The organism is Arthrobacter sp. UYNi723, from assembly GCF_054057635.1.
Genome location: NZ_JBSRZM010000001.1, coordinates 192461 through 215592, shown reverse-complemented (window position 1 = coordinate 215592; position 23132 = coordinate 192461). Strand labels below are relative to the sequence as shown.

Below are 23132 nucleotides of genomic sequence, written 5' to 3'. Positions count from 1 at the left end.
CGCGGGAAACAGGCGCCGCCCCAGTAGACTGGCTGCAGCCATGACATTTCATATCTCCTACCCTGCTGAGCTGCCCGTTTCCGAGCGCCGCGAGGACCTGAAGGCTGCCATTGCAGCGAACCAGGTGACCATCATCGCCGGCGAGACCGGCTCCGGCAAGACCACCCAGATCCCCAAGATGTGCCTCGAGCTGGGCCTGGGCGACAACGGCCTGATCGGGCACACGCAGCCGCGCCGGCTCGCAGCCCGCACGGTGGCTGAGCGCATCGCCGAGGAACTCGGTGTGGAGATCGGCCAGGAAGTCGGCTTCCAGGTGCGGTTCACCGGCGAAGTCAGCCGCGCCACCAAGGTCAAGCTCATGACCGACGGCATCCTGCTCGCCGAGATCCAGCGGGACAGGCTGCTGCGCAAATACAACGCCATCATCATTGATGAAGCGCACGAGCGCAGCCTCAATATCGACTTCATCCTGGGCTACCTCAAGCGCATCCTGCCGCAGAGGCCGGACCTGAAAATCATCATCACCTCGGCCACGATCGATCCGGAGCGTTTCGCCAAGCACTTCGGGTCCGACGACGAGCCCTCCCCCATCATCGAGGTGTCCGGGCGCACGTTCCCGGTGGAGATCCGGTACAGGCCGCTTTCCCAGCCGGCCGGCGGGGCCGACGAGGACGCCTCCGATGACGAACTCGAAGAGGACCGCGATCCGCTCGACGCCGTCTGCGACGCCGTTGACGAACTCGCCACCGAGGCCCCCGGCGACATCCTGGTCTTTTTCTCCGGCGAGCGCGAAATCCGCGACGCAGCAGAGGCACTCAACGCCAGGATCCAGTCCAACCGGCGCCTGGCCGGCACCGAGGTGCTCCCGCTGTTCGCCCGCCTGAGCCTGCAGGAACAGCACAAAGTGTTCCACCCCGGCAAGAACCGCCGGATTGTGCTGGCCACCAACGTGGCCGAGACGTCCCTGACGGTCCCTGGCATTAAGTACGTCATCGACACCGGCACGGCCCGCATCTCCCGCTACTCGCACCGCACCAAGGTCCAGCGGCTGCCCATCGAGCGCGTGTCGCAGGCTTCGGCGAACCAGCGCTCCGGCCGGTGCGGCCGTGTGTCGGACGGAATCGCCATCCGGCTCTATTCGGAAGAGGACTTCGGGTCCCGGCCGCTGTTCACGGATCCGGAAATCCTGCGCACCAACCTGGCGGCAGTCATCCTGCAGATGACCGCCATGGGCGTTGCACGTGGGCCCAAGGACGTGGAGAACTTCCCGTTCGTCGAGCCGCCGGACTCGCGGGCAATCAACGACGGCGTTACGCTCCTGCGCGAGCTCGGCGCCCTGAACGCCGTTAGACCGCAAAACGCACCAGCGGACGCCAAGAGCGGCGGACTCACCGCCGTCGGACAGCAGCTTGCCCAGCTGCCGGTGGATCCCCGCCTCGGCAGGATGATCGTGGAGGCCGGCAAGCGCGGCTGCGTCCGCGAGGTAATGATCCTGGCCGCGGCGCTGACCATCCAGGACCCGCGTGAGCGTCCCACGGACAAGCAGCAGCTCGCTGCCGAGAAGCATGCCCGCTTCCGTGACGAAAACTCTGACTTCACCGGCTTCCTGAACCTGTGGAACTACCTGCAGGAGAAACAGGAGGAACTCTCGTCCACCCAGTTCCGCCGCCTGTGCCGGACCGAGTTCATCAACTACCTTCGGGTCAGGGAATGGCAGGATCTCTTCGCCCAGCTCCGCCAGATGGCCCGCCCGCTCGGGATCAGCCTGGACAACAAGCGCCTTGCCGATCCTGTGGGCAACCACGAGGGCATCCACATGAGCCTGCTGTCGGGCCTCCTCAGCCACATCGGCATCCTGGACGAGCGCAAGCGCGAATACGCCGGTGCCCGCGGCAGCCGGTTCGCAATCTTCCCCGGTTCGTCGCTCTTCAAGAAGTCCCCCACGTTTGTGATGGCTGCCGAACTCGTGGAGACCAGCCGCCTCTGGGCCAGGGTCGCAGCCAAGTTCGATCCCGTCTGGGCAGAACAGGTGGCGCCGGACCTCGTTAAGCGCAGCTACAGCGAGCCGCACTGGTCCACCAAAATGGGCGCGGTCATGGCGTACGAGAAGGTCACCCTGTACGGCGTGCCCATCATCCCGCAACGCCGAGTCAACTACAGCCGAGTGGATCCTGTGCTGGCCCGCGAGCTATTCATCCGGCACGCCCTGGTGGAAGGCGATTGGAAAACGCACCACAAGTTCTTCCACCGCAACCGCGCCCTGCTTCTGGAAGTCGAAGAGCTCGAGGCCAGGATGCGCCGCCGCGATCTGCTGGTGGACGACGAAACGCTGTTTGAGTTCTACGACGCCAGGATCGGCCCCGACGTTGTATCCGAACGACACTTCGACAAATGGTGGAAGGAGGCCCGGCAGCAGAATCCGGACCTCCTCGACTACGACAAGTCATTGCTGCTCAACAACGACGCCGATGACCTGGACGAGGCCGCTTATCCGAAGACGCTGTTGCACAAGGGCTTCGAGCTGCCACTCAGCTACGAGTTCCACCCTGTGGCGCCCGGGTCACCGCCCAACCCGTCCGACGGCGTCACGGCCGAAGTCCCGGTGCTCTTCCTGAACCAGCTCGATGATGCCGCCTTCCGCTGGCTGATCCCCGGCCAGCGTGCCGAGCTCGTGGCTGCCCTGATCAAGTCCCTGCCCAAGCAGGTCCGTAAGAACTTCGTTCCCGCTCCGGATGTGGCCCGGCAGGCCGTTGCCGCCCTGGAATCAGACTTTGATCCGGCCCACGATGAGCTGGAAGCTTCACTGGAACTGGCCCTGCGCCGGATCCGCGGCCACGTCATCCCGCCCGGTTCCTGGAACTGGGATGCTGTGCCGTCCCACCTGCGGGTGAGCTTCAAGGTTGTCGATACCCAGGGCAAGGTGCTGGATGACGGGAAGGACCTCGCGGCCCTGCAGGAGCGGCTGGCCCCGGCAACACGCCGCGCCATTGCTGAATCCCTGGGGGCGACACCGGGAACCACCGCGCTGCAGTCTCGGGGAAATTCGAAGACACCCGGAAAGGCCGGCGGAACAGTACCCGCGTCATCTACTGGCGGAAATGCAGCCGGCAGCGGCACAGGCTTCCAGGAACAGACCGGCCTCACCGAGTGGGCCTTCGGCACGGTCCAGCGGCAGGTCAGCAACACAGTCAAGGGCCACACTGTCACCGGCTATCCGGCGTTGGTGGATGAAGGAACATCCGTGGCGCTGCGCGTCTTCCAGACCTCGTCGGAGCAGCTCGAGGCCATGCGCGGCGGTGTGATCCGGCTCCTCGCCCTCAGGGTACCGGCGCCGGACCGTTACGTCCTGGAGCATCTCAACAACACCGAAAAACTGACGTTCAGCCAGAATCCGCACGGTTCGGTGTCAGCCCTCATTGCCGATTGCGCCCTGGCTGCCGTGGACAAACTGACCCCGGCGGAACTCCCGTGGGAGCGGGCGTCCTTCGACGCCCTCTACGAGCAGGTCCGGGCGGAACTCATCGATACCGTCTTTAGTGTGACGGCCGTGGTGGAGCGTGTCCTGGCCAGCACCCGGCGGATTGAGAAAATGCTGAAGGGCACCACCAGCCTGGCACTGATCAGCGCCCTGAACGATGTCAGGAGCCAGCTCGAGCAGCTCGTGTTCCCGGGATTCGTGGCCCGCACAGGCTACAAGCAGCTGAGCCAGCTCCCCCGCTACCTTGCCGCCATCGAGAAACGCCTCGAAAAGCTCCCCGGCAACGTCCAGCGGGATGGCCTGAGCATGGCCGCGGTCCAGCGGCTGGAAGACGATTACGACGACGCCGTGTCGGCCCTGCTGCCAGGGCGTCGGGTGGGTGCCGAACTGACGCAGGTCCGCTGGATGATCGAAGAGCTGCGGGTGAGCCTCTTCGCCGTCGAACTCGGAACGGCCTATTCCGTCTCCGAAAAGCGGATCAGGGCTGTCCTTAACAAGGCGCTCGCGCCGGCCTAGGCCTGCCGGCCCACGGCCGGTGCGGGCAAGGACCTGGAAGGGCCAAACCGGCGCGAGCGTCAGGCTCAGCTTGCCGGAACGAACTCCGCGTAGCCTGCGGCCCGGAGCCCGGCACGCAGCTTCTCGGCGTTCGCGTCCAGCACTGCAGGGTCCGGGTTCTGGTCTGCTGAGGCGAAATCGAAATCAGCCATGGTCCTGGACGGCCACACGTGGACGTGCAGGTGGTTGATCTCGTACCCGGCCACAATCAGCCCCGCCCGCTCGGCGGGGAAGACGTCCAGCTGCACCGCACCGATCCGCCTTGCCACTTCCATCACCTTCGCGAGGGTTTCCGGGGACGCATCAGTCCAGCGGTCCACCTCCTCGGTGGGGACCACCAGGGTGTGCCCGTCTGCCAGGGGACCCATGGTCAGGAAGGCCGCAACGTCCGCCTCCCGCCAGACAAAGCGTCCGGGGATCTCGCCATTGATGATTTTGGTGAACAGGGTGCTCATGCGTCTGCCTTCTCGGCCGCAGCCTGCAGGGTGCTGGTGTCCAGCACAAACCGGTATTTCACGTCGCCTGCCACCATGCGGTCGTAGGCCTCATTCAGCTGGTCTGCGCGCACCAGTTCGATGTCCGCCACCACTCCATGCTCGGCGCAGAAGTCAAGCATCTCCTGCGTTTCGGCGATGCCGCCGATCAGCGAGCCAGCGTAGGCTATCCGCCGCCGGATCAGGGCCCCGGGGTTCACCGGCGGCATGGCGTCGGAGGGCAGGCCCAGCTGGAACAGCGCACCGTCCACGCGCAGGGTGCGGAAGAACGGATTCAGGTCGTGCGGAGCGGCCACGGTATCGATGATGAGGTCGATGGTGCGGTCCGCGGCGGCCATGGCGTCCTGGTCCCGGGACAGGATCACTTCGTCGGCCCCGAGTTCCAGTGCGGCCGGCACCTTGCCTTCGGACGTGGTGAAGACTTTCACCACCGCCCCCATGGCCTTGGCGAGCTTCACGGCCATGTGTCCGAGCCCGCCGAGCCCCACCACGCCCACCACGTCGCCTTCCTCCACGTCAAAGTGCCGCAAGGGAGAGAACGTGGTGACACCTGCGCAGAGCAAGGGGGCGACGGCGGCCGGGTCCAGGTTGCCGGGCACACGGACCACGTAGCGCCGGTCCACCACTACGGCGGACGAGTAGCCGCCCTGGGTGACGGCATCGCCGTTACGCGAATCCTTGGCGCCGTAGGTCCCGGTCAGGCCGTTTTCGCAGTACTGTTCCAGGCCGTCCAGGCAGCTTTCGCATTCGCGGCAGGAATCAACCATGCACCCGACGCCCACGCGGTCGCCCGGGGTGAAGTCAGTCACGGCCGAACCGACGCGGCTGACAGTTCCGACGATTTCGTGGCCGGGGACCAGCGGATACTTCTGGCTGCCCCATTCACCACGCGTGGTGTGCACGTCCGAGTGGCACAGGCCGCAGAATTCGATGGCAATCTCGACGTCGTCCGCTTTCGGAACACGCCGGGCAATCGTCAGGGGTGCCAGGCCGCTGTCAGGGGAAACCGCGCCATAGGCGGCTGCCAGCAGGCCGGTGCCCGGATCGGCGTCCAGGTCCGTAGCAGGATGAGCAGCAGGATCGGCAACAGCATCATCGTTCGGCAATACGGGGCGGGCAAGGGGCGGCGGTACGGGGCGTCCTGGGGTCATCCTTCGACGCTACCCCCGCGGGCCGCCGCATGGCCATTCGGCCGGCTGCCCGTCGCCACCGGCAGCGCGGGATTGTTGGACCATTCCGAGAAGGAACCCGGATAGAGGGCGGCCCGGAATCCTGCGATTTCGAGGGCGGCCACCTCATGGGCGGCGGTCACGCCCGAGCCGCAGTACACGGCCACCGCGACGTCGTCGCGGACGCCGAGGTCCTCGAACTTATGCCGCAGCAGGTCCGCCGGCAGGAAATGCCCGGCCCCGTCCACGTTCTCCGTTGTTGGCGCGCTCCGGGCGCCCGGAATGTGGCCCGCGCGCGGATCAACGGGTTCAAATTCGCCCCGGTATCTTTCGCCGGCCCTGGCATCCAGGAGGACGCCGGTTGCCGGCCAGTCCGCCGCTCCGGCCGCGTCGATGCTGGGCATCCTGCCTCCGGCAGGGGAAACGTCAAAGGAAACATGCCCGACGGCGGCGTCCACGGGTCCGGTGTCCAGCGGCAGTCCGGCGTCCTGCCAGGCGGCCAGGCCGCCGTCGAGCAGGTACACGTCCTGGAACCCGGCGTTGCGGAGCATCCACCAGAGCCGGGCGGCAGCCATGTTGCCGCTGTTGTCATAGGCCACCACAACGTCGCCGTTGTTGATCCCCCAGCGCCTGGCAGTTTCCTGGAATTCCGCGTCGGTGGGCAGCGGGTGCCTGCCGCGGGCCGGGGTGGCCGGCGTCGCCAACTCGGTGGCGAGGTCCACAAAAACTGCCCCGGGGAGGTGGCCCCCAAGGTAGTGTTCCCGGCCGTGCGGGTCCCCCAGCGCCCAGCGGACGTCCAGCACCACGGTTCGCTGGCCGGCGTCGAAACGCGCCGCCAAAGCCGGGACAGCCATCAGTGGACCCATCGTTCTCCTTGCAATTATGCTTGTGAGGTGTGCAGTCGCTGACCCAACTCTAGCTGCGGCAGAACGGCTGGCGGGGAGCGCCGCCGGTAAGCTGATCCGGTGAAGAACGCGAGCACGGACCGGGCCTGGGCTGACGAGGCCATCAGAAAAGTCAATGCAGAAAACAACCGGTCCGCCGATACCCATCTCTACTCGGTACCGCTCCCGGAGCACTGGGGTGTCCAGCTGTACCTCAAGGACGAGTCCACGCACCGTTCGGGGAGCCTCAAGCACCGGCTGGCCCGCTCGCTGTTCCTCTTTGGCCTGGTCAACGGCTGGATCCGCGAAGGTACCACAATCGTGGAGGCTTCCAGCGGCAGCACCGCGGTCTCGGAGGCATATTTCGCGCAGCTCCTGGGGTTGCCGTTCGTAGCGGTCATGACCCGCACGACGAGCCCGGAGAAGATCGCGCTGATCGAGCAGTTTGGCGGCTCGTGCCTGTTGGTTGACCATGCCTCAGAGGTTTACGCCGCGGCGGCGGACGTCGCTGCCACGTCCAACGGCCACTACATGGACCAGTTCACCTACGCGGAGCGGGCCACGGACTGGCGTGGCAACAACAACATCGCGGAGTCCATCTTCGGGCAGCTGGCGCTGGAGGAACACCCCGTCCCCCGCTGGATCGTGGTGGGTGCGGGGACCGGCGGCACCAGCGCGACCATCGGCCGCTACCTGCGCTACCGCGGCCACGACACCCGCCTTGCGGTGGTGGACCCGGAGAATTCAGCGTTTTACCCCGGCTGGGTGAACGGTGCTGGTGGAGCCAGCACCGGCCTGCCGTCCCGGATCGAAGGCATCGGCCGGCCGCGGATGGAACCGAGCTTTGTGCCCGCCGTCATCGACCACATGATCCAGGTTCCCGATGCCGCCTCCATCGCAGCCATGCGGCACCTGCGCACGGTCGCCGACCTGCACGCCGGACCGTCCACCGGCACTAACCTGTGGGGTGTCTGGCAACTGGTGGCTGAAATGGTCGCGGAGGGGCAGCGCGGCAGCATTGTGTCGCTGATGTGCGACGGCGGCGACCGCTATGCGGGGAACTATTACAACCCTGCGTGGCTCGCCAGCCAGGGGCTGGACCCCGAGCCGCAGGCGGAAGTCATCCGCCGGTTTTTCAAGACAGGCGTCTGGAACGTGTAGCTGATCAGACCTCCACCGATTCCCGCGGGGCAAGGCGGGTGTACTCTGTGCCGTATTTCCGGCCCAACCGGGCAACATGGGATTCTGCGACCTTCAGGCCCGTTTCGTTGAGCAGCCCATCGTGGATCTGGAACGCACGCGGGGCCCGGACGGCGATAACAAAGTCCACCACCTCGCTGACCTTGCTCCACGGTGCGTGGAGCGGAACCAGCAGCGTCTGCACGCTGAGGCCGTCGGGGATGATGAAGGAGTCCCCCGGGTGGTACACGTTGCCGTCCACTAGGTAGCCGATGTTGGCGACGATGGGAACCTGCGGGTGGATCAGTGCGTGCTGTCCGCCGAAGCTGCGGACGTTGAAGCCGGCCGCGTCAAAACTGGAGCCGGGTTCAACCGTGTGGATCCGCGCTGCAGCCTGCGGCGCCTCCTCCCGCAGATGGGCGGCCACACCGGCCGGCGCGAAGACCGCCAGGACGTCCGAGCCGCGCAGTGCGTTGACCATGACCGGCACGTCCACGTGGTCGGCGTGCTCGTGGGTGATGAGCACGGCCTGCGCCCCGTCCAGGGCTTCGGCGGTCTCGGAGAATGTTCCCGGATCCAGCACCAGCACGCGGCCGTCCTGCTCAAGCCGGACGCACGAGTGGGTGTATTTTGTCAGCTTCATAGCGCCAGCCTAGGGTCCGGCCCCAAGCCTGTCCAAGGCTCGTCTGGCGGGGCGCTCCCGGCTGGTAATCTTGATGATTGCCACCGTCCTTCAGGGAAGCGAGTACCTTCATGCCGTTCGGCACCAAAGCTGACGCCACGCCGTCGAACGCTGCATCCGGCGCAGGCACCGTCAGTGTGCCCGGCAAGGAGCAGCGCGTCACCAAGCAGCGTGTGGCAGTCAGCGCTGCCCTGGACGAGCTGGATGACTTCGTCAGCACGCAGGAGCTGTACCGCATCCTGCAGAACAAGAGCGTCTCAGTTTCCCTGGCAACGGCGTACCGGATCCTGCAGTCGCTCGCCGACGACGGCCTCGTGGACGTGCTGCGCAACGGCGAGGGCGAAGCCGTTTACCGGCGCTGTGCCGTGACCGGGCACCATCACCATCTGCTGTGCCGCAACTGCGGGAAGGCCGTGGAAGTCGAGGCCCCGGCGGTGGAAACCTGGGCCGCCCGGATCGCCACCGAACACGGCTACACAGAGGTGGCGCACACCGTGGAGATCTTCGGCCTGTGCCCGGACTGCACAGCCCTCAGTGCCACCGGCAAACTCTGACGGCCTGCGCGGCCGCGGCCTCACGCATCCCGTTCGACCGTGTCAGCGGGCGTGCAGCAGCCGGCCGTTGATGCCTTTCTTGGCCCGGACACTGCCCACGAGGCGGCACACCACGTAGATCAGGAATGACAGCGTGGTGACATAGGGGCTGATGGGGATCCGCCCGCCCAGGGCCAGCAGGATTCCGCCCACCGTGGCCGTGACGGCGAAAACAACGCTGAGCGCCACCACGGCCACGGGCGCGGACGTCACGCGGAGCGCCGCGGCTGCCGGGGTGATCAGCAATGCGAGCACCAGGAGCGCCCCCACCACCTGGATGGACAGCGCTACGCTGACTCCCAGCAGGACCATAAAGATCAGCGCGAGCGTCCGGACGGGCACCCCGCGGGCTTCTGCCAGTTCGGGATCAACGCTGGCAAAGTTCAGCGGGCGCCAGATGGCTGCCAGGGCTGCAATGACCAGCACGGCGGCGCCGGCGAGGACCTGGAGCTGGACGGTGTCCACGGACACGATCTGCCCCGTGAGCAGGCCGAATTTGTTGGCGGCACGGCCTTCGTAGAGGGACAGGAACAGAATGCCGAGCCCCAGCCCGAAGGGCATGATCACCCCGATGATGGAGTTTTTGTCCCGGGCCCGGACCCCCATCAGGCCCAGGAGCAGCGCCGCCGCCACCGAGCCGATCAGCGAGCCAAGCACGATGTCCGCGCCGATCAGGAGCGCAAACGCGGCCCCGGCGAAAGAGAGTTCTGAGATGCCGTGGACGGCGAAGGCCAGGTCCCGTTTCATCACGAAGGTGCCCACCAGCCCGCCCAGCAGGCCCAACACGGCCCCGGCCCAGATGGAGTTCTGGACCAGCACCAGCAGCTCGCCGTAGTTCTCGAAGCTGAAGATCGCTCCGATGATGCTGTCCGCATCCATCAGGCCACCTCCCCCGCCGTTGCGTGGACATCGGAGTGGTGGTGCGTGGTCGCGTCGGGCAGGCCGACGACGACGAGGCGCCCGTTCGCGTGGATGACTTCCACGTGGCTGCCATAGAGCTCGGACAGGACCTCGGTGGTCATGACCTCTTCCGGGGTCCCCACGCGGAACCGCCCGCCGGCCAGGTACAGCACCCGGTCAACGTAGTCGATGATGGGGTTGATTTCATGGGTGACAAAAACCACCGCGCTGTTCTGGGCGTGGCACTGCTTGTTGATCAGCGCGCTGACGGCCTGCTGGTGGTGCAGGTCCAGGGACAGCAACGGCTCGTCACAGAGGAGGACCTTGGGGTCCGTGGCCAGCGCCTGGGCCACCCGGAGGCGCTGCTGCTCACCGCCGGAGAGCTGGCCCACCGGGACTTTGGCGTAGTCACTGGCGCCCACCAGTTCCAGAAGCTCATCGATCCTGCGGTTTGCCCGGGACTTGCCCAGCCGCAGCCCCCAGCGGTGGCCGTCCACGCCGAGCCCCACCAGGTCCCGGGCACGCATGGGGGTGTCCGGAGCAAAGGATTTCTGCTGCGGAATATAGCCGATCAGGTTGCTGCCCCGCTCCACGGGACGGTCGCCAAGCGTGGCCCGGCCGGACTGCAGTTCCTGCAGGCCCAGGAGAACCTTGAGGAAACTGGTCTTTCCGCTGCCGTTGGGGCCCAGGACGGCGAAAAACTCACCGGGCCTGATGTCCAGGTCAAGATCCTCCCAGAGCAAGCGTTTGCCGAACTGCAGGGACGCCCCGCGGAGGCTGACCACCGGTTTCAACTATTTTTCTCCAAAACTTTGCTGACGTTGTCAACATTGTCCGTCATCCACTGCAGGTACGTCTTGCCTTCGGGCAGGGTTTCGCTGAAGTCAATGACGGGAACGCCGGCTGCTTCGGCTGCCTTTTTCAGCGCCTGTGTCTGGGGTCCCTCTGTCTGCGCGTTGTAGGCCAGGAACCTGATGTCCTTGGATCCCGCCAGGTCCGTGGCTGCCTTCAGCGCCGCGGGCGGAACGTCCGAGCCTTCCTCGATCGCGGCGGTGTAGTCGGCCGGAGTCTTGTTCTCCAGCCCGGCTGCCTCGAGCAGGTACAGCGGGACAGGTTCGGTCACGGCCACGGCTGCGCCTGTTCCGTTGGCCTTCAGTGCGGCGAGTTTGCCGGCCAGGCCGTCCACCCCGGCTTTGAAGGTTGCGGCATTGGATGTGAACAGGGCCGCAGAGCCCGGTTCGAGTTCGCCCAGTTTGGCCGCCAGAGAATCAGCCAGCTTACCCATGGCATCCAGGCTGTACCAGGCGTGTTCGTTGAATGCACCGGGCTCGTGCGCGTGTTCGTCGGCTGATTCGCTAACCGACGGCGACGTTTCGGCGTGGGCTTCCTCCGGCGCCAGGCCCGCTACTTCCACGGCGGTGACGATGTTGCTGTCGTCGGCCATCTTGTGGAGGAAGGCGTCGTAGCCGCCGCCGTTCTCGATCACCAGTTCCGCTTTGGACACCAGCAGCCGGTCCTGCGCGGTGGCCTCGTACGAATGCGGGTCCTGGCTGGTCTTGGTGATGATGGAGGTGACGTTGACCTTGTCCCCGCCGATGATCGCGGCGATGTCCCCGTACACGTTGGTGGAGGCCACAACGTCGACGACGCCGGCGGATGAGCCGGCGCCGGACGTCGCCGACGGTGCACCGCCTCCGGAGCCGCAGGCGGTGAGCAGCAGGCTCACCCCGGCGAGGGCTGCGAGGGACGTTCGGATGGCGGCGGGGTGGCGCACGGAAACCTCAGTTCAGTACAGGGATGGACTTTTGCGTCTCCAAAAAGCTTACCCCTAAATGTGAATGATTCCTATTTAGGATAGCCGGGCCGGTCCCTTGCGGACCCGGGCGCGCTCAGTCACCGTTCGGTTCGCCCAGCCTCCTGATGCCGGTGGCCTGTGTGGCGTCCCGGATCTCTCCCACCAGCTGCTCGATCACGTCTTCCAGGAAGAGGACGCCGCGGGTCTGCCCGTCCGCGCCGATCACGCGGGCCAGGTGTGAGCCCGTGCGCTGCATGACGGACATGGCCGTTTCAACTTCGTCATCCAGCGCGAGGTTGGCCAGCGAGCGGATCCTGCTCTCGGCGATGGGGTGCTGGTAGTCCGACTCGGGAATGGACAGCACATCCTTCACGTGGAGGTAGCCGGACAGCATGCCGTCATCGTCCAGCATGGGGAACCGTGAGAACCCGGTCCTGCTGACGGCTTTTTCAAACTCCACCGGCGTGGTGGCCGCCTTCAGCATGACCAGGTCGTCCAGTGGAACCATGATGTTCGAAGCCGTGTATTCGGAGAATTCCAGGGCGCCGGTGATCAGGCCCGCGTCATCATCCACCAGCCCGTGACGGGTGGATTCCTGCACGATCGACTGGACTTCTTCGAGCGTGAAGGACGAATTCACCTCATCCTTGGGCTCAATCCGCAGGAGCTTGAGGATGTGGTTGGCGGACCAGTTCAGCGCGACGATGGCCGGGTTGACCAGCTTCGCAACAAACATCAGCGGCGGCGCCAGCAGCAAGGCAGCCTTGTCCGCCACCGATACCGAGATGTTCTTCGGCACCATCTCGCCGAACGTCACGTGGAGGAAGGTCACCACCATCAGGGCAATGGCGAACGCCGCGACGTCGGCAACTTCCACCGGCAGCCCGACAGCTTCCAGGGGAGCCGCCATCAGGTGGTGGATGGCCGGTTCGGCCACCTGCAGGATCAGCAGCGAGCACACGGTGATGCCCAACTGCGCACAGGCCAGCATCAAGGAGACGTTTTCCATGGCGCGCAACGTGGTCTGTGCCCGCTTGGAACCGGCCTCGGCGAGGGGTTCGATCTGGCTGCGCCTGGCCGACATCACGGCGAACTCGGCGCCGACAAAAAACGCGTTACCCAGCAGGAGGACAACCAGCCAGGCAATTCCGGCCCAGTCACTCATCGTTCACTCCTGTCGTCCGGAGCAGGCTCCGCTTCAGGCGCCGCCGGATGGAAGGAGATCCGCTCGATCCTTCGGCCGTCCATCCTGGTCACGCTCAGCGTGCCTCCGCCTACGTCGACGGTGTCCCCCACTGCGGCGATCCGGCCCAGTTCACTCATGACGTACCCGCCCACGGTTTCGTAGGCGGCTTCGTCCGGAACGGTCAGCCCCGGGATCTGTTCGGAAAGCTCGTCGGGGCGCAGCAACCCGGGGAAGTACCAGTCCCCGGAGGCGCTCTGGAGCAGTCCCGGGCGTACCTTGTCGTGCTCGTCGGACACTTCACCGACGATTTCCTCCACCAGGTCCTCAAGGGTGGCGATGCCTGCGGTTCCGCCGTATTCATCCAGGACAATCGCGAGCTGGAGGTTTCCCTCGCGCAGCTCGGCCAGGAGGGCATCGAGGTGGATGGTCTCCGGCACGCGGAGGACATCGGTCATGATGGCTCCGGCCTCCAGGTTGGCCCGCCTGTCCCACGGCACGGCAACGGCCTTCTTGACGTGGACCAGGCCCTTGATGTCGTCGGAGGACTCCCCGATGACGGGGAAGCGGGAGTACCCGGTGCGCCGGGCGGCGTCCAGGATGTCCGAGACAGGCTGGTCGGCGTCGATGGTTTCCATCCGGATCCGGGGCGTCATCACATCGGCGGCCGTCCGGGCCGAGAAGTTCAGGGTGCGGGCCACAAAGTTGGCCGTCCCGGCGTCGAGCGTTCCCATGGCGGCGGAGCGCCGCACCAGGGAGGCGAGCTCGGCCGGCGTCCGGGCACCGGAAATCTCCTCCTTGGCCTCCAGGCCAAAGACGTTCAGTACCTTGTTGGAAAAGCCGTTGAGCACCACGATGGCGGGCTTGAAGATGGCCGTAAAGACCAGCTGCGGCCGCGCCAGCGCCTTGCCCACTTGGAAGGACAGCGCAATTGCCATGTTCTTGGGCACGAGTTCGCCAAACAGCATGGACAACAGCGTGGCCAGCACCATGGCGATGACCAGGGAAACGGATGCCGCCGCGACTTCGGGAATTCCGACGGCGGCCAACGGGCCCTCGAGGAGGCGTCCTACCGACGGTTCCATCACGTAACCGGTCAGAAGGGTGGTGAGGGTGATGCCGAGCTGACAGCTGGAAAGCTGGGTTGAGAGGGATTTCAGGCACCTGAGCAGCGGGACGGCACCGGTGTCACCGTTATCGATGGCACGTTGGACCGTGGCCTGGTCAAGGGCAATCAGGGAAAATTCGACGGCGACGAAAAAGCCGGTGCCGGCGATCAGCAGGAGGCCTGCCGCGAGGAGCAACCACTCCATTCAGCATCCCGCCCGAAAGCCGGGAGAAATTGTGTGAAGCCGGGGGAAACGGACCGGCGGAGGATGATCGGCCGAAGCCGATGCTGTTTCCATAGGGGCTCCGCCGGGGTGGGCTGACGGAGAATGATGGGCGCGTGTTCGGGGTTTGCCGGCTCTGCGGGTGGACTGCGCGGTGCTGTACGTCATGCTCCGCTGACAGCCCCCAGGCCGGCACCTAGATTTACTGTCCATAAGAATTTCAGTCTACAGGAGCAGATTGCGCCATTCGGATGGCCGCACGGAGGTCCCGGCGCACCCGCGCCGGGACGGCTTCCGGACGCCACAATCCGTGATCTCCGCGTCATTGCCATGATTTGGGTCACCGTTATTGGCAGTTAACACAGAATGCTCATTAGACTGGCAACGGTCCGGGTTCAGGACGCAGAGACTGGTTCGAATGTTGTGCTGCGGCACCGTGGCGGCCAGAGAGAAATCAAACTCATGGAAGAGGCGTATTTCAAGTGCCAGAGCAGCCTAGCCACCGTCTACCAGAGGAATTTGGCGGAAACGAGTGGCTCGTTGACGAACTGTACGAGCAGTATCAGAAAGACAAGAACACGGTGGATACCAAATGGTGGCCCCTGTTCGAGTCCTTCGATTCAGGCAGCGGTTCTTCTTCCAACGGAAGCACGGCGGTAGCCGTGGCCCACCCAGCAACCCGCGAAATCCCGGCTGTACCACCGGCGCCTCCGGCTTCTGCAACTGCTGCACCGGCAACGTCGCCGGCCGCACAGCCCGCAGCGCCGGCCGCCGCCCCCGCGGCGGCAAAGAAAGCTCCCGCTACGGTCGCCCGCGATGGCGCGAAGAAGACCGAGCCCGGAAGCACGGCCCAGCCGATCCCCGCCCAGCTTCCCAAAAACGTCAAGGCACCCACGGCTCCGGAAGAGGACGTGGTCTCCGTTCTTCGCGGCCCGGCCAAGGCCATCGCCACCAACATGGTCACCAGCCTTGAGGTCCCCACGGCCACCAGCGTCCGGGCTATTCCGGCAAAGCTGCTGATCGACAACCGCGTGGTCATCAACTCCAACCTGGCCAGAGCACGCGGCGGCAAGGTTTCCTTCACGCACCTCATCGGCTACGCCGTGATCCGCGCACTCGCCCAGTTCCCGTCGATGAACGTCTACTACGACGAAATCGACGGCAAGCCCAGTGCTGTCCAGCCGGCCCACGTCAACTTCGGCATCGCCATTGACATGCCCAAGCCGGACGGCACCCGCCTGCTCATAGTGCCCAACATCAAGAAAGCGGAGACCCTCAACTTCTCCGAGTTCTGGCACACCTATGAAGACCTGATCAAGCGTGCCCGCAGCGGCAAGCTGACCGCTGATGACCACTCCGGCACCACGGTGTCCCTGACCAACCCCGGCGGCATCGGCACCGTTCACTCCGTGCCGCGTCTGTCCAAGGGACAGGCCGCCATCATCGGCGTCGGCGCGCTGGACTACCCGGCCGAGTTCCAGGGCGCCAGCGAAAAGATCATCGCGCAGAATGCCATCAGCAAGGTCCTCACGCTGACATCCACCTATGACCACCGCGTCATCCAGGGAGCCGGCAGCGGCGAGTTCCTGAAGCTTGTGCACCAGCTGCTGCTCGGTGCCCAGAACTTCTACGACGACATCTTCGAGTCACTGCGCATCCCTTACGAGCCCATCCGCTGGAGCCCCGACCTGCAGGTGGACCCCGCTGACGAGATCAACAAGGTTGCCCGGATCCAGCAGCTGATCCACTCCTACCGTGTGCGCGGCCACCTGATGGCGGACACTGATCCCCTGGAGTATGTCCAGCGCAAGCACCCGGACCTTGACGTCCTCACCTACGGGCTGACGCTGTGGGACCTGGACCGTCAGTGGCCCACCGGCGGTTTCGGCGGCGCACCCATGCTCAAGTTCCGCGACATCCTCGGCGTACTCCGCGACGCCTACTGCCGCACCACGGGCATCGAGTACATGCACATCCAGGAGCCGGAAGAACGCAAGTGGTTCCAGGACCAGCTGGAGCACGCATACTCGAAGCCGAGCCGCGAAGAGCAGCTGCGCATCGTGTCCCGGCTCAACGCGGCCGAAGCGTTTGAAACCTTCCTGCAGACCAAGTTCGTCGGCCAGAAGCGCTTCTCCCTGGAAGGCGGCGAATCCCTGATTCCGCTGCTGGACGCCATCATTTCCGATGCCGCCGACGACGGACTGGACGAAGTTGCAATCGGCATGGCCCACCGCGGCCGCCTGAACGTCCTCACCAACATCGCCGGCAAGACCTACGCCCAGGTGTTCCGCGAATTCGAAGGCACCCAGGATCCCCGCTCAGTGCAGGGCTCCGGCGACGTGAAGTACCACCTCGGTACCGAAGGCACGTTCACCTCGGAAAACGGCAACGAGACCAAGGTCTACCTCGCCGCCAACCCGTCCCACCTCGAGGCTGTCGACTCGGTGCTCGAAGGCATCGTCCGCGCCAAGCAGGACCGCCTGGACCAGGGCGAGGCCTTCCCGGTCCTGCCCCTCATGGTCCACGGAGATGCTGCGTTCGCAGGCCAGGGCGTGGTTGCTGAGACGCTGAACCTGTCCCAGCTCCGCGGTTACCGGACCGGCGGCACCATCCACGTGGTGGTCAACAACCAGGTCGGCTTCACCACGGCGCCGTCGTCGTCGCGCTCGTCCACCTACTCCACGGACGTCGCCAAGATGATCCAGGCGCCGGTGTTCCACGTGAACGGTGACGATCCCGAGGCTGTGGTGCGCATCGCCCAGCTCGCCTACAAGTTCCGCCAGCGGTTCCACAAGGACGTTGTGATCGACATGGTGTGCTACCGCCGCCGTGGCCACAACGAGGGTGACGACCCCTCGATGACCCAGCCCATGATGTACAACCTGATCGAAGCCAAGCGCTCCGTCCGCAAGCTGTACACCGAGGCGCTCATCGGCCGTGGCGACATCACCGAGGAAGAAGCGGAGCAGCTGCTCCGCGACTACCAGGAACGGCTGGAACGGGTCTTCGCCGAAACGCACGCTGCCCAGACCTCGCCCATCCCGATCATCACCGCGGACTCCGCCGCCGTCGCCGACATTGAGCGTCCCATCGCCCAACAGGCTGACTCCGGCACCAACGCCCCGGCGTCCACTGCCATTTCGCCGGAGACCCTGGCGCACATCGGCAGGGCCCACGTCCAGATCCCCGAGGGCTTCACCGTCCACGCCAAGCTCAAGCAGCTCCTCGAAAAGCGCGAGCAGATGTCCCGCGAAGGCGGCATTGACTGGGGCTTTGGCGAGATCGCGGCCTTCGGCTCGCTGATCATGGAAGGCGTTCCCGTCCGGCTTGCCGGCCAGGACTCGCGCCGCGGCACGTTTGTGCAGCGCCACGCAGTGTTCCACGACCGCGCCAACGGCAACGAGTGGCTGCCCCTGGGCCACCTCTCGGACAACCAGGCCAAGCTGTGGATCTACGACTCCCTGCTGTCCGAATACGCGGCCATGGGCTTCGAATACGGCTACTCGGTGGAACGCCCGGATGCCCTGGTGCTGTGGGAAGCGCAGTTCGGCGACTTCGTCAACGGCGCGCAGACCATCATCGATGAGTTCATCTCCTCGGCCGAACAGAAGTGGGGCCAGCGCTCCTCCCTGGTCCTGATGCTGCCGCACGGCTACGAAGGCCAGGGCCCGGACCACTCCTCGGCACGCATCGAACGCTTCCTGCTGATGTGCGCCGAAGAGAACATGATCGTGGCCAACCCCACCACCGCGGCATCACACTTCCACCTGCTGCGCCGCCAGGCCTACAGCAGGCCGCGCAAGCCGCTGATCATCTTCACGCCGAAGCAGCTGCTGCGCCTCAAGGCAGCCGCGTCGTCCGTCGAGGACTTCACCACGGGCGCCTTCCGCCCCGTCATCGGCGACCACGAGCAGCTGGTGGCAGACGCCGTCGAACGCGTACTGCTGGTCTCCGGCCGCCTGTACTACGATCTCCTGTCCACCCGGCAGAAGACCGATGACAAGACCACCGCGATTGTCCGCGTGGAGCAGCTCTACCCGCTGCCGCACGAAGAAATCGCAGCGGAACTGGCCAAGTACCCGAACGCGGAGGTTGTCTGGGCACAGGACGAGCCCGCAAACCAGGGACCGTGGCCGTTTATGGGCCTGAACCTCCCGGAGTCGCTGGATCGGCGCGTCCGTCTGGTGTCGCGTCCCGCATCGGCCTCCACGGCGGCCGGCTCCATGAAGCGGCACGCAGCCGAGCAGGATTCACTCCTGAAGCAGGCATTTGCACGGAAGTAGTCCCAGTGGCTGCCCGGCCGGACGTCGAAATACCAGACTCCGGCCGGGCAGTTCTGTTTAATGAAGATGGATCATAGCCACGCCGATTGGCCTGAATCGGCACGGACGTAAAGAGGGACTTGTGGAAGACAGGAAGCTGCGGATCGCAGCTGTTGGAGATGAACTGCTGGCCGGGTTGGGCGATCCCAGGGCCCTCGGCTGGCTGGGCCGCGTGTTGGCCCGCACTCCGCAGGACGGCATGGTCATGGAAGCGTATGCCCTCCCCTGTCCCCAGGAAGGAACGGAAGGGCTGGCTGCCCGCTGGCAGGAGGAGGCAGGGCGGCGGTTCGGCGACCAGCACGAGAACCGCCTGGTGATCGGCCTCTCGGGCCGGGACATCGAGTTCGGCCTTTCCACCGCCCGGAGCCGCCTGAACCTGGCCAACATCCTGGATACCGCCACGCAGAACCGGATCGAGGTGTTTGTGGTGGGCCCGCCGCCCACGCTGGACCCGGTACAGAACCGCCGGCTCTCCGATCTGAACACAGCTTTCGCTGACGTCACCACCAGGCGCAAGCACCTCTATGTGGACACGTTCTCCCCGCTGCTGAACCACGAACAGTGGCGCCAGGACCTTGCGGCCAACACCGGCACTCCCGGGCAGGCGGGCTATGGCCTGATGGCCTGGCTGGTGCTCCACCGTGGCTGGTTCCAGTGGCTGGGCATGGACGCCCCCGAGTAGGTTTCCCCACCTTCCAGTCGCGATATATCTTGACCTGCTCCGCCGGCCCGTTGTATCTTGGGGTATCAGTCACGATATATCGCGGTTTTGGAGGATTTCATGACAGAGGACAGCTGGACCGTCACAGGTCCGCAAACCATCGACGTTGACCACGTCAGGTCGCTAAAGCTGGGCATGGTCCGCGGCAGGTTCGATGTCGTCATCCATGCCGACGCCGTTGCCCGCGTAGAGATCAACGACGTCCAGGGCGATCCCGTGTCGGTGACACTGACGGACGGCCGGCTTGAGGTCCGCCATCAGCTGCACGGCCCGCAGGGCTGGTTCAAGAACCTGATGGGCACGGTCAACCACAACAGCAACAACTCAGCGGTTATCAGTATTGCCCTGCCGGCCGGCGTCGAGGTGGAGGCCGGCACGGTCAGCGGCGATGGCCTTGTGTCCGGAATCAGCGGGCGCACGCGGCTCAATACCGTCTCCGGTTCTGTGATGGCAGACGGCACATCCGGGGAACTTCACGTCAACACCGTCAGCGGCGAGGTCATCGCGCGAAATCACGACGGCGTCCTAACCGCCAAGAGCGTCTCCGGCGAGGTCACCGCATCCGGCCGGTTCAGCAACATCCGGGCTCATACGGTCAGCGGCGACATGAGTTTTGACCTGCTCGGCTTTACCCACGACTTCGGTGCCAATTCAGTCTCCGGCGACCTCACCATCAGGCTGCCCCACGACGTCGGGGTGGACATCGTGGCGAAGTCTGCCAGCGGCGTTGTGGTGATTGATGACCAGCAATACTCGCAGCCCGGCGGCAAGGTGGAAACCATTGCCGGACCGGACGGGAAGCTGATGCTGGTCCGGACCAACTCGGTGTCCGGCAAAACGTCCATCTTCCATGGCCAGCCGGCCCGCAATGACGATGCAAGTAGCCCGGAAGCGGGGCACTGATGCCTCCGGTGTTCGCCCATGGTGCGCTCCGGCTGTACTTGCTCGCACTGCTGGAGTCGGGGCCCAAACACGGCTATGAACTGATCAAAGCCCTCAGCGAACGGTTCGGCGGCACCTACTCCCCCAGCGCGGGAACCATCTATCCGCGGCTGGGGAAGCTGGAGGAAGAAGGGCTCGTCGCCACTGAATCAGAAGGCCGCCGCACGAACTACCGCATCACCGCGGCGGGGCTTGCCGAACTCAACAAGCGCCGGGAGGAACTCGCCGGAGTCGAGAACGACATTTCCGCTTCCGTCCGCCGCCTGGCGGACAACCTGCGGGCGGATATCCGCGCCAACATGCGCGGGTTGCGGGCAGACCTGGCAGCCACCGCAGAGGCGGCCCGTTCCACGGCGCGGGCCGCCGATTTCAGGAAAGCCGGCCGCCAGTCTTCGGAAGGGTTCCGGGAACTGAAGGAAGCGGAGATGCTGCTACAGGCGTTCCGGGACGACCTGCGCGTGGAACTGCGGCTGCAGGCCACCCGGCAACCGCTCAGCGCCGTCACGCTGGAAACTGTCAGGACCGTCCTGGACCAGGCACGCATCTCCATCCGCAACTCACTTCCCGGCTGAGCCGTCCGGCGGAACCGCCGGGCTGAGCTGCGCGGCTGTGCAAGCCGCCGGACTGAGCCGCCGGTCGGTGTTGCCCCCGGTCACAGCCGTTTCGGTTTCGCGGCGTGTCCCATGGTGTGGGAGACTTGAGGGCAGCTCTTTTGAGTACCAACATTTAAGGAGGCCAGCTATGAGCAAGCGTGCACGTAAACGTCGTGACCGTAAGCGTGGCGGCGCGAACCACGGGAAGCGCCCCAACGCCTAAGCTAAAGCTTGGAAAACGGTTTAAGCGAAGGACCCCGGAAGCCACACGGCTTCCGGGGTCCTTCGTCTTTGCGCTGTTCTATGCCTGCCTGCAGTACTGCTGACGGGCATCGACGCATCCAGGCGTCCACGCAGTCAGGTGTCCCTTCAGACGGCTACCGCTTGGGTCAGGCGTCCACCGGGCGGATCGCGTGGATCCGGTCCAGGATGGCGTTCTTCAGGTTCTCCGGAGCGGCCTCGGTGCACGAGCGCTTCACCATGGTGCGGATCACACACTCCAGGTCGTACTGCTCCGTGCACTCAGGGCACTCATCAAGGTGGGTCTTGATTTCCGTGATGTCCTCGCGGGTCAATGCCCCGTCGAGGTATTCGTAGATGCGTTGCATCCGGGCGTCATCGCAGTCGCCCAATCCCTGGCAGTCGCTCATTTCCTGTTCTCCTGTTTTGTGGTCGCGGCCGTGTCCTGTGATTCGACGGCGCCTTTGAATCCTCGTTCGGCGGCATAGTCCGCCAGCATGTCCCGCAACATTTTCCGGCCGCGGTGAAGCCGGGACATCACTGTCCCGATGGGCGTGTTCATGATGTCCGAGATTTCCTTGTACGCGAAGCCTTCGACATCGGCGAAGTACACGGCCAGCCGGAACTCCTCGGGGATGGCCTGGAGCGCCCGTTTGACGTCCGAGTCCGGCAGGTGGTCCAGCGCCTCAGCCTCGGCCGAGCGCAGGCCGCGGGACGTGTGCGACTCCGCCCTGGCCAGCTGCCAGTCCTCGATGGTGTCCGAGTTCGACTGCAGCGGTTCGCGCTGCCGCTTGCGGTAGAGGTTGATGTACGTGTTGGTCAGGATCCGGTACAGCCATGCCTTGAGGTTGGTGCCGGGCTTGTACTGGTGGAACGCTGAGAAAGCCTTGGTGTAGGCCTCCTGGACCAGGTCTTCCGCATCCGCGGGGTTCCTGGCCATCCGCATGGCGGCCGAGTAGAGCTGGTCCACGTACTGCATGGCATCACGCTCAAAGCGGACCCGGCGTTCTTCCGCTGATTCGGTGGCCACATCCACGGGTTGCTCGGCGGGCGCAGGCTCAGCGGGCAAAGGGACATCCGTTTCAGGCTGCGCGTCTGCAGGCCGCGAGTCACTCCCTGCCGGCGCATCGCCGCTGGCATTGGCGTCGTTGCTTGTTTTGGCTTCGCGTTCGGAGGCCTCGTACATGGCCTCGAGGGCCGGATCCAGGGTGCTCATTGCGTTCAAGTCTACTGTGACGGCCTTGGCGCGCCGCGATCCGTACTCCGGTGGATCGGATTCCAGAGTCTGCAGTGCTACGGGTCCGGCGGGCTCCGTCCCGTCCTTCAGTAACCTCAAGGGCAACTCCAGTCTGTGTCAGGCCATGGTGTTCCAGGCAAATACCTGCCGGGCAATCCATGATGAGTCAATTCGTCCGGTGTTCGGACCCGCAATCCATAACCGCTGGCGGCAGGAAAATATTCCCCAAAAGTGCAAGACTAGAACGGACTCCGCCGCATTCGGTGCGGTTCGTCCAGCCAGGAGGAAACCCATGTCCTTTGTCCGTACTCTCGCCCGCCCCATGCTGGCTTCCAGTTTCGTCGTCGCCGGACTGGACAAGCTGAAGAACGCCGATGACACCGCCACCCAGCTCTCGCCGCTCCTGCAGAAGGCGGCCGCGTCGCTGCCCTTCCAGGCCGACGAAAAGATGCTGGCACGGGTGATCGGCGGAACGCAGGTGGGTGCCGGCGTGCTGTTCGGACTGGGCAAGTTCAGCCGCCTCTCGGCAACACTGCTGACCGTCATCTCGCTCCTGAACACCTTTGTGGAATGGCGCAGCGCGGACATCAGCACCAAGGAAGGCCGAGAGGCACGCCGGAACCAGCTGCTCAAGAACATTTCGCTCAGCGGCGGCGCCCTGCTGGCCTCGGTGGACACCGCCGGCAAGCCGGGCCTGGCCTGGCGTGCCGAGCACCTCGCCGCGGACGCCCGGAAGACTGCCGCCGGCGCCCGCAAGACCACCGGCCAGAAGCTTCACAAGGCGGACAAGGCCGTGCGCCGCGCCGTCGAACACGCAACGGGGGCGTAAGGACG

At 65.3% G+C, this 23132-nt stretch carries 20 protein-coding genes; 9 read left to right on the top strand and 11 right to left on the bottom strand.

Annotated elements, in window-relative coordinates:
- Positions 1 to 40 precede the first annotated feature (40 nt).
- On the top strand, positions 41 to 3994 hold the full coding sequence (gene hrpA, locus ACVWY0_RS00965; RefSeq protein ID WP_485835066.1) for an ATP-dependent RNA helicase HrpA: 3954 nt from the start codon (positions 41 to 43) through the stop codon (positions 3992 to 3994).
- 65 nt (positions 3995 to 4059) lie between these two features.
- Here the strand turns inward: hrpA and ACVWY0_RS00960 are convergent, their stop codons facing one another.
- Genes ACVWY0_RS00960 through ACVWY0_RS00950 form a run of 3 tightly spaced genes read right to left on the bottom strand, consistent with a single transcriptional unit; the run spans position 4060 to position 6562 of the window.
- Positions 4060 to 4488: an HIT family protein gene (locus tag ACVWY0_RS00960; RefSeq protein WP_485835065.1), complete on the bottom strand. Its 429-nt coding sequence runs from the start codon at positions 4486 to 4488 to the stop codon at positions 4060 to 4062.
- A complete protein-coding gene (locus tag ACVWY0_RS00955) occupies positions 4485 to 5678 on the bottom strand; it encodes an NAD(P)-dependent alcohol dehydrogenase (RefSeq protein WP_485835064.1) in 1194 nt (397 codons plus the stop codon). Before ACVWY0_RS00955 ends, ACVWY0_RS00960 begins: the two co-directional genes overlap by 4 nt.
- The gene (locus ACVWY0_RS00950) at positions 5675 to 6562 is read right to left on the bottom strand and encodes a sulfurtransferase (protein WP_485835063.1); all 888 of its coding nucleotides are present in this window, start codon (positions 6560 to 6562) and stop codon (positions 5675 to 5677) included. Before ACVWY0_RS00950 ends, ACVWY0_RS00955 begins: the two co-directional genes overlap by 4 nt.
- 99 nt (positions 6563 to 6661) lie before the next feature.
- On the opposite strand from ACVWY0_RS00950, the gene ACVWY0_RS00945 reads away from it, so the two are divergent.
- Positions 6662 to 7741, top strand: coding sequence for a PLP-dependent cysteine synthase family protein (locus tag ACVWY0_RS00945; protein WP_485835062.1), 1080 nt, complete (start codon positions 6662 to 6664; stop codon positions 7739 to 7741).
- A gap of 4 nt (positions 7742 to 7745) precedes the next feature.
- Here ACVWY0_RS00945 and ACVWY0_RS00940 read toward each other — a convergent pair whose 3' ends face one another.
- Positions 7746 to 8402, bottom strand: a complete 657-nt coding sequence (locus ACVWY0_RS00940) for an MBL fold metallo-hydrolase (protein ID WP_485835061.1) — start codon at positions 8400 to 8402, stop codon at positions 7746 to 7748.
- A 110-nt stretch (positions 8403 to 8512) separates the two neighbouring features.
- Between ACVWY0_RS00940 and ACVWY0_RS00935 the strand changes: the two genes are divergently transcribed.
- Entirely contained in the window at positions 8513 to 8995 is a 483-nt protein-coding gene (locus ACVWY0_RS00935; protein WP_485835060.1) for a Fur family transcriptional regulator, read from the top strand.
- Between the two features lie 42 nt (positions 8996 to 9037).
- Here ACVWY0_RS00935 and ACVWY0_RS00930 read toward each other — a convergent pair whose 3' ends face one another.
- The 5 genes from ACVWY0_RS00930 to ACVWY0_RS00910 all read right to left on the bottom strand — a co-directional run bounded on the left by ACVWY0_RS00930 (position 9038) and on the right by ACVWY0_RS00910 (position 14225).
- Complete coding sequence (locus ACVWY0_RS00930) at positions 9038 to 9913, bottom strand: metal ABC transporter permease (RefSeq protein ID WP_485835059.1); 876 nt, start codon at positions 9911 to 9913, stop codon at positions 9038 to 9040.
- A complete protein-coding gene (locus tag ACVWY0_RS00925) occupies positions 9913 to 10728 on the bottom strand; it encodes a metal ABC transporter ATP-binding protein (RefSeq protein ID WP_485835058.1) in 816 nt (271 codons plus the stop codon). The genes ACVWY0_RS00930 and ACVWY0_RS00925 overlap by 1 nt, the downstream gene beginning before the upstream one ends.
- Positions 10725 to 11708, bottom strand: a complete 984-nt coding sequence (locus ACVWY0_RS00920) for a metal ABC transporter solute-binding protein, Zn/Mn family (RefSeq protein ID WP_485835057.1) — start codon at positions 11706 to 11708, stop codon at positions 10725 to 10727. The genes ACVWY0_RS00925 and ACVWY0_RS00920 overlap by 4 nt, the downstream gene beginning before the upstream one ends.
- A gap of 115 nt (positions 11709 to 11823) precedes the next feature.
- The gene (locus tag ACVWY0_RS00915) at positions 11824 to 12894 is read right to left on the bottom strand and encodes a hemolysin family protein (RefSeq protein WP_252576395.1); all 1071 of its coding nucleotides are present in this window, start codon (positions 12892 to 12894) and stop codon (positions 11824 to 11826) included.
- Entirely contained in the window at positions 12891 to 14225 is a 1335-nt protein-coding gene (locus tag ACVWY0_RS00910; protein ID WP_485835056.1) for a hemolysin family protein, read from the bottom strand. The genes ACVWY0_RS00915 and ACVWY0_RS00910 overlap by 4 nt, the downstream gene beginning before the upstream one ends.
- 500 nt (positions 14226 to 14725) lie before the next feature.
- Here ACVWY0_RS00910 and ACVWY0_RS00905 point away from each other — a divergent pair, with 500 nt between their 5' ends.
- The 5 genes from ACVWY0_RS00905 to ACVWY0_RS00885 all read left to right on the top strand — a co-directional run bounded on the left by ACVWY0_RS00905 (position 14726) and on the right by ACVWY0_RS00885 (position 21044).
- On the top strand, positions 14726 to 18526 hold the full coding sequence (locus ACVWY0_RS00905; protein ID WP_485835055.1) for a multifunctional oxoglutarate decarboxylase/oxoglutarate dehydrogenase thiamine pyrophosphate-binding subunit/dihydrolipoyllysine-residue succinyltransferase subunit: 3801 nt from the start codon (positions 14726 to 14728) through the stop codon (positions 18524 to 18526).
- A gap of 121 nt (positions 18527 to 18647) precedes the next feature.
- The gene (locus ACVWY0_RS00900) at positions 18648 to 19247 is read left to right on the top strand and encodes a GDSL-type esterase/lipase family protein (protein WP_485835054.1); all 600 of its coding nucleotides are present in this window, start codon (positions 18648 to 18650) and stop codon (positions 19245 to 19247) included.
- 99 nt (positions 19248 to 19346) lie between these two features.
- On the top strand, positions 19347 to 20189 hold the full coding sequence (locus ACVWY0_RS00895) for a DUF4097 family beta strand repeat-containing protein (RefSeq protein WP_485835053.1): 843 nt from the start codon (positions 19347 to 19349) through the stop codon (positions 20187 to 20189).
- Positions 20189 to 20800, top strand: a complete 612-nt coding sequence (locus ACVWY0_RS00890) for a PadR family transcriptional regulator (RefSeq protein WP_056343302.1) — start codon at positions 20189 to 20191, stop codon at positions 20798 to 20800. Before ACVWY0_RS00895 ends, ACVWY0_RS00890 begins: the two co-directional genes overlap by 1 nt.
- A 169-nt stretch (positions 20801 to 20969) precedes the next feature.
- The gene (locus ACVWY0_RS00885; protein ID WP_104061284.1) at positions 20970 to 21044 is read left to right on the top strand and encodes a 50S ribosomal protein bL37; all 75 of its coding nucleotides are present in this window, start codon (positions 20970 to 20972) and stop codon (positions 21042 to 21044) included.
- A gap of 166 nt (positions 21045 to 21210) precedes the next feature.
- Here ACVWY0_RS00885 and rsrA read toward each other — a convergent pair whose 3' ends face one another.
- The gene (gene rsrA, locus ACVWY0_RS00880; RefSeq protein ID WP_485835052.1) at positions 21211 to 21471 is read right to left on the bottom strand and encodes a mycothiol system anti-sigma-R factor; all 261 of its coding nucleotides are present in this window, start codon (positions 21469 to 21471) and stop codon (positions 21211 to 21213) included.
- A complete protein-coding gene (locus ACVWY0_RS00875) occupies positions 21468 to 22277 on the bottom strand; it encodes a sigma-70 family RNA polymerase sigma factor (RefSeq protein WP_485835051.1) in 810 nt (269 codons plus the stop codon). Before ACVWY0_RS00875 ends, rsrA begins: the two co-directional genes overlap by 4 nt.
- A gap of 313 nt (positions 22278 to 22590) precedes the next feature.
- On the opposite strand from ACVWY0_RS00875, the gene ACVWY0_RS00870 reads away from it, so the two are divergent.
- Positions 22591 to 23127: a DoxX family protein gene (locus ACVWY0_RS00870; protein WP_252564995.1), complete on the top strand. Its 537-nt coding sequence runs from the start codon at positions 22591 to 22593 to the stop codon at positions 23125 to 23127.
- Positions 23128 to 23132 lie beyond the last annotated feature (5 nt).

Bases quoted from the DNA above. Each gene is read 5' to 3' on its own strand.
- hrpA (WP_485835066.1), top strand. From the start codon at position 41: ATGACATTTCATATCTCCTACCCTGCTGAGCTGCCCGTTTCCGAGCGC.
- ACVWY0_RS00950 (WP_485835063.1), bottom strand. From the start codon at position 6,562: ATGGGTCCACTGATGGCTGTCCCGGCTTTGGCGGCGCGTTTCGACGCC.
- ACVWY0_RS00935 (WP_485835060.1), top strand. From the start codon at position 8,513: ATGCCGTTCGGCACCAAAGCTGACGCCACGCCGTCGAACGCTGCATCC.
- rsrA (WP_485835052.1), bottom strand. From the start codon at position 21,471: ATGAGCGACTGCCAGGGATTGGGCGACTGCGATGACGCCCGGATGCAA.
- ACVWY0_RS00870 (WP_252564995.1), top strand. From the start codon at position 22,591: ATGTCCTTTGTCCGTACTCTCGCCCGCCCCATGCTGGCTTCCAGTTTC.
- ACVWY0_RS00890 (WP_056343302.1), top strand. From the start codon at position 20,189: ATGCCTCCGGTGTTCGCCCATGGTGCGCTCCGGCTGTACTTGCTCGCA.
- ACVWY0_RS00910 (WP_485835056.1), bottom strand. From the start codon at position 14,225: ATGGAGTGGTTGCTCCTCGCGGCAGGCCTCCTGCTGATCGCCGGCACC.
- ACVWY0_RS00930 (WP_485835059.1), bottom strand. From the start codon at position 9,913: ATGGATGCGGACAGCATCATCGGAGCGATCTTCAGCTTCGAGAACTAC.
- ACVWY0_RS00875 (WP_485835051.1), bottom strand. From the start codon at position 22,277: ATGAGCACCCTGGATCCGGCCCTCGAGGCCATGTACGAGGCCTCCGAA.
- ACVWY0_RS00940 (WP_485835061.1), bottom strand. From the start codon at position 8,402: ATGAAGCTGACAAAATACACCCACTCGTGCGTCCGGCTTGAGCAGGAC.
- ACVWY0_RS00915 (WP_252576395.1), bottom strand. From the start codon at position 12,894: ATGAGTGACTGGGCCGGAATTGCCTGGCTGGTTGTCCTCCTGCTGGGT.
- ACVWY0_RS00955 (WP_485835064.1), bottom strand. From the start codon at position 5,678: ATGACCCCAGGACGCCCCGTACCGCCGCCCCTTGCCCGCCCCGTATTG.
- ACVWY0_RS00895 (WP_485835053.1), top strand. From the start codon at position 19,347: ATGACAGAGGACAGCTGGACCGTCACAGGTCCGCAAACCATCGACGTT.
- ACVWY0_RS00960 (WP_485835065.1), bottom strand. From the start codon at position 4,488: ATGAGCACCCTGTTCACCAAAATCATCAATGGCGAGATCCCCGGACGC.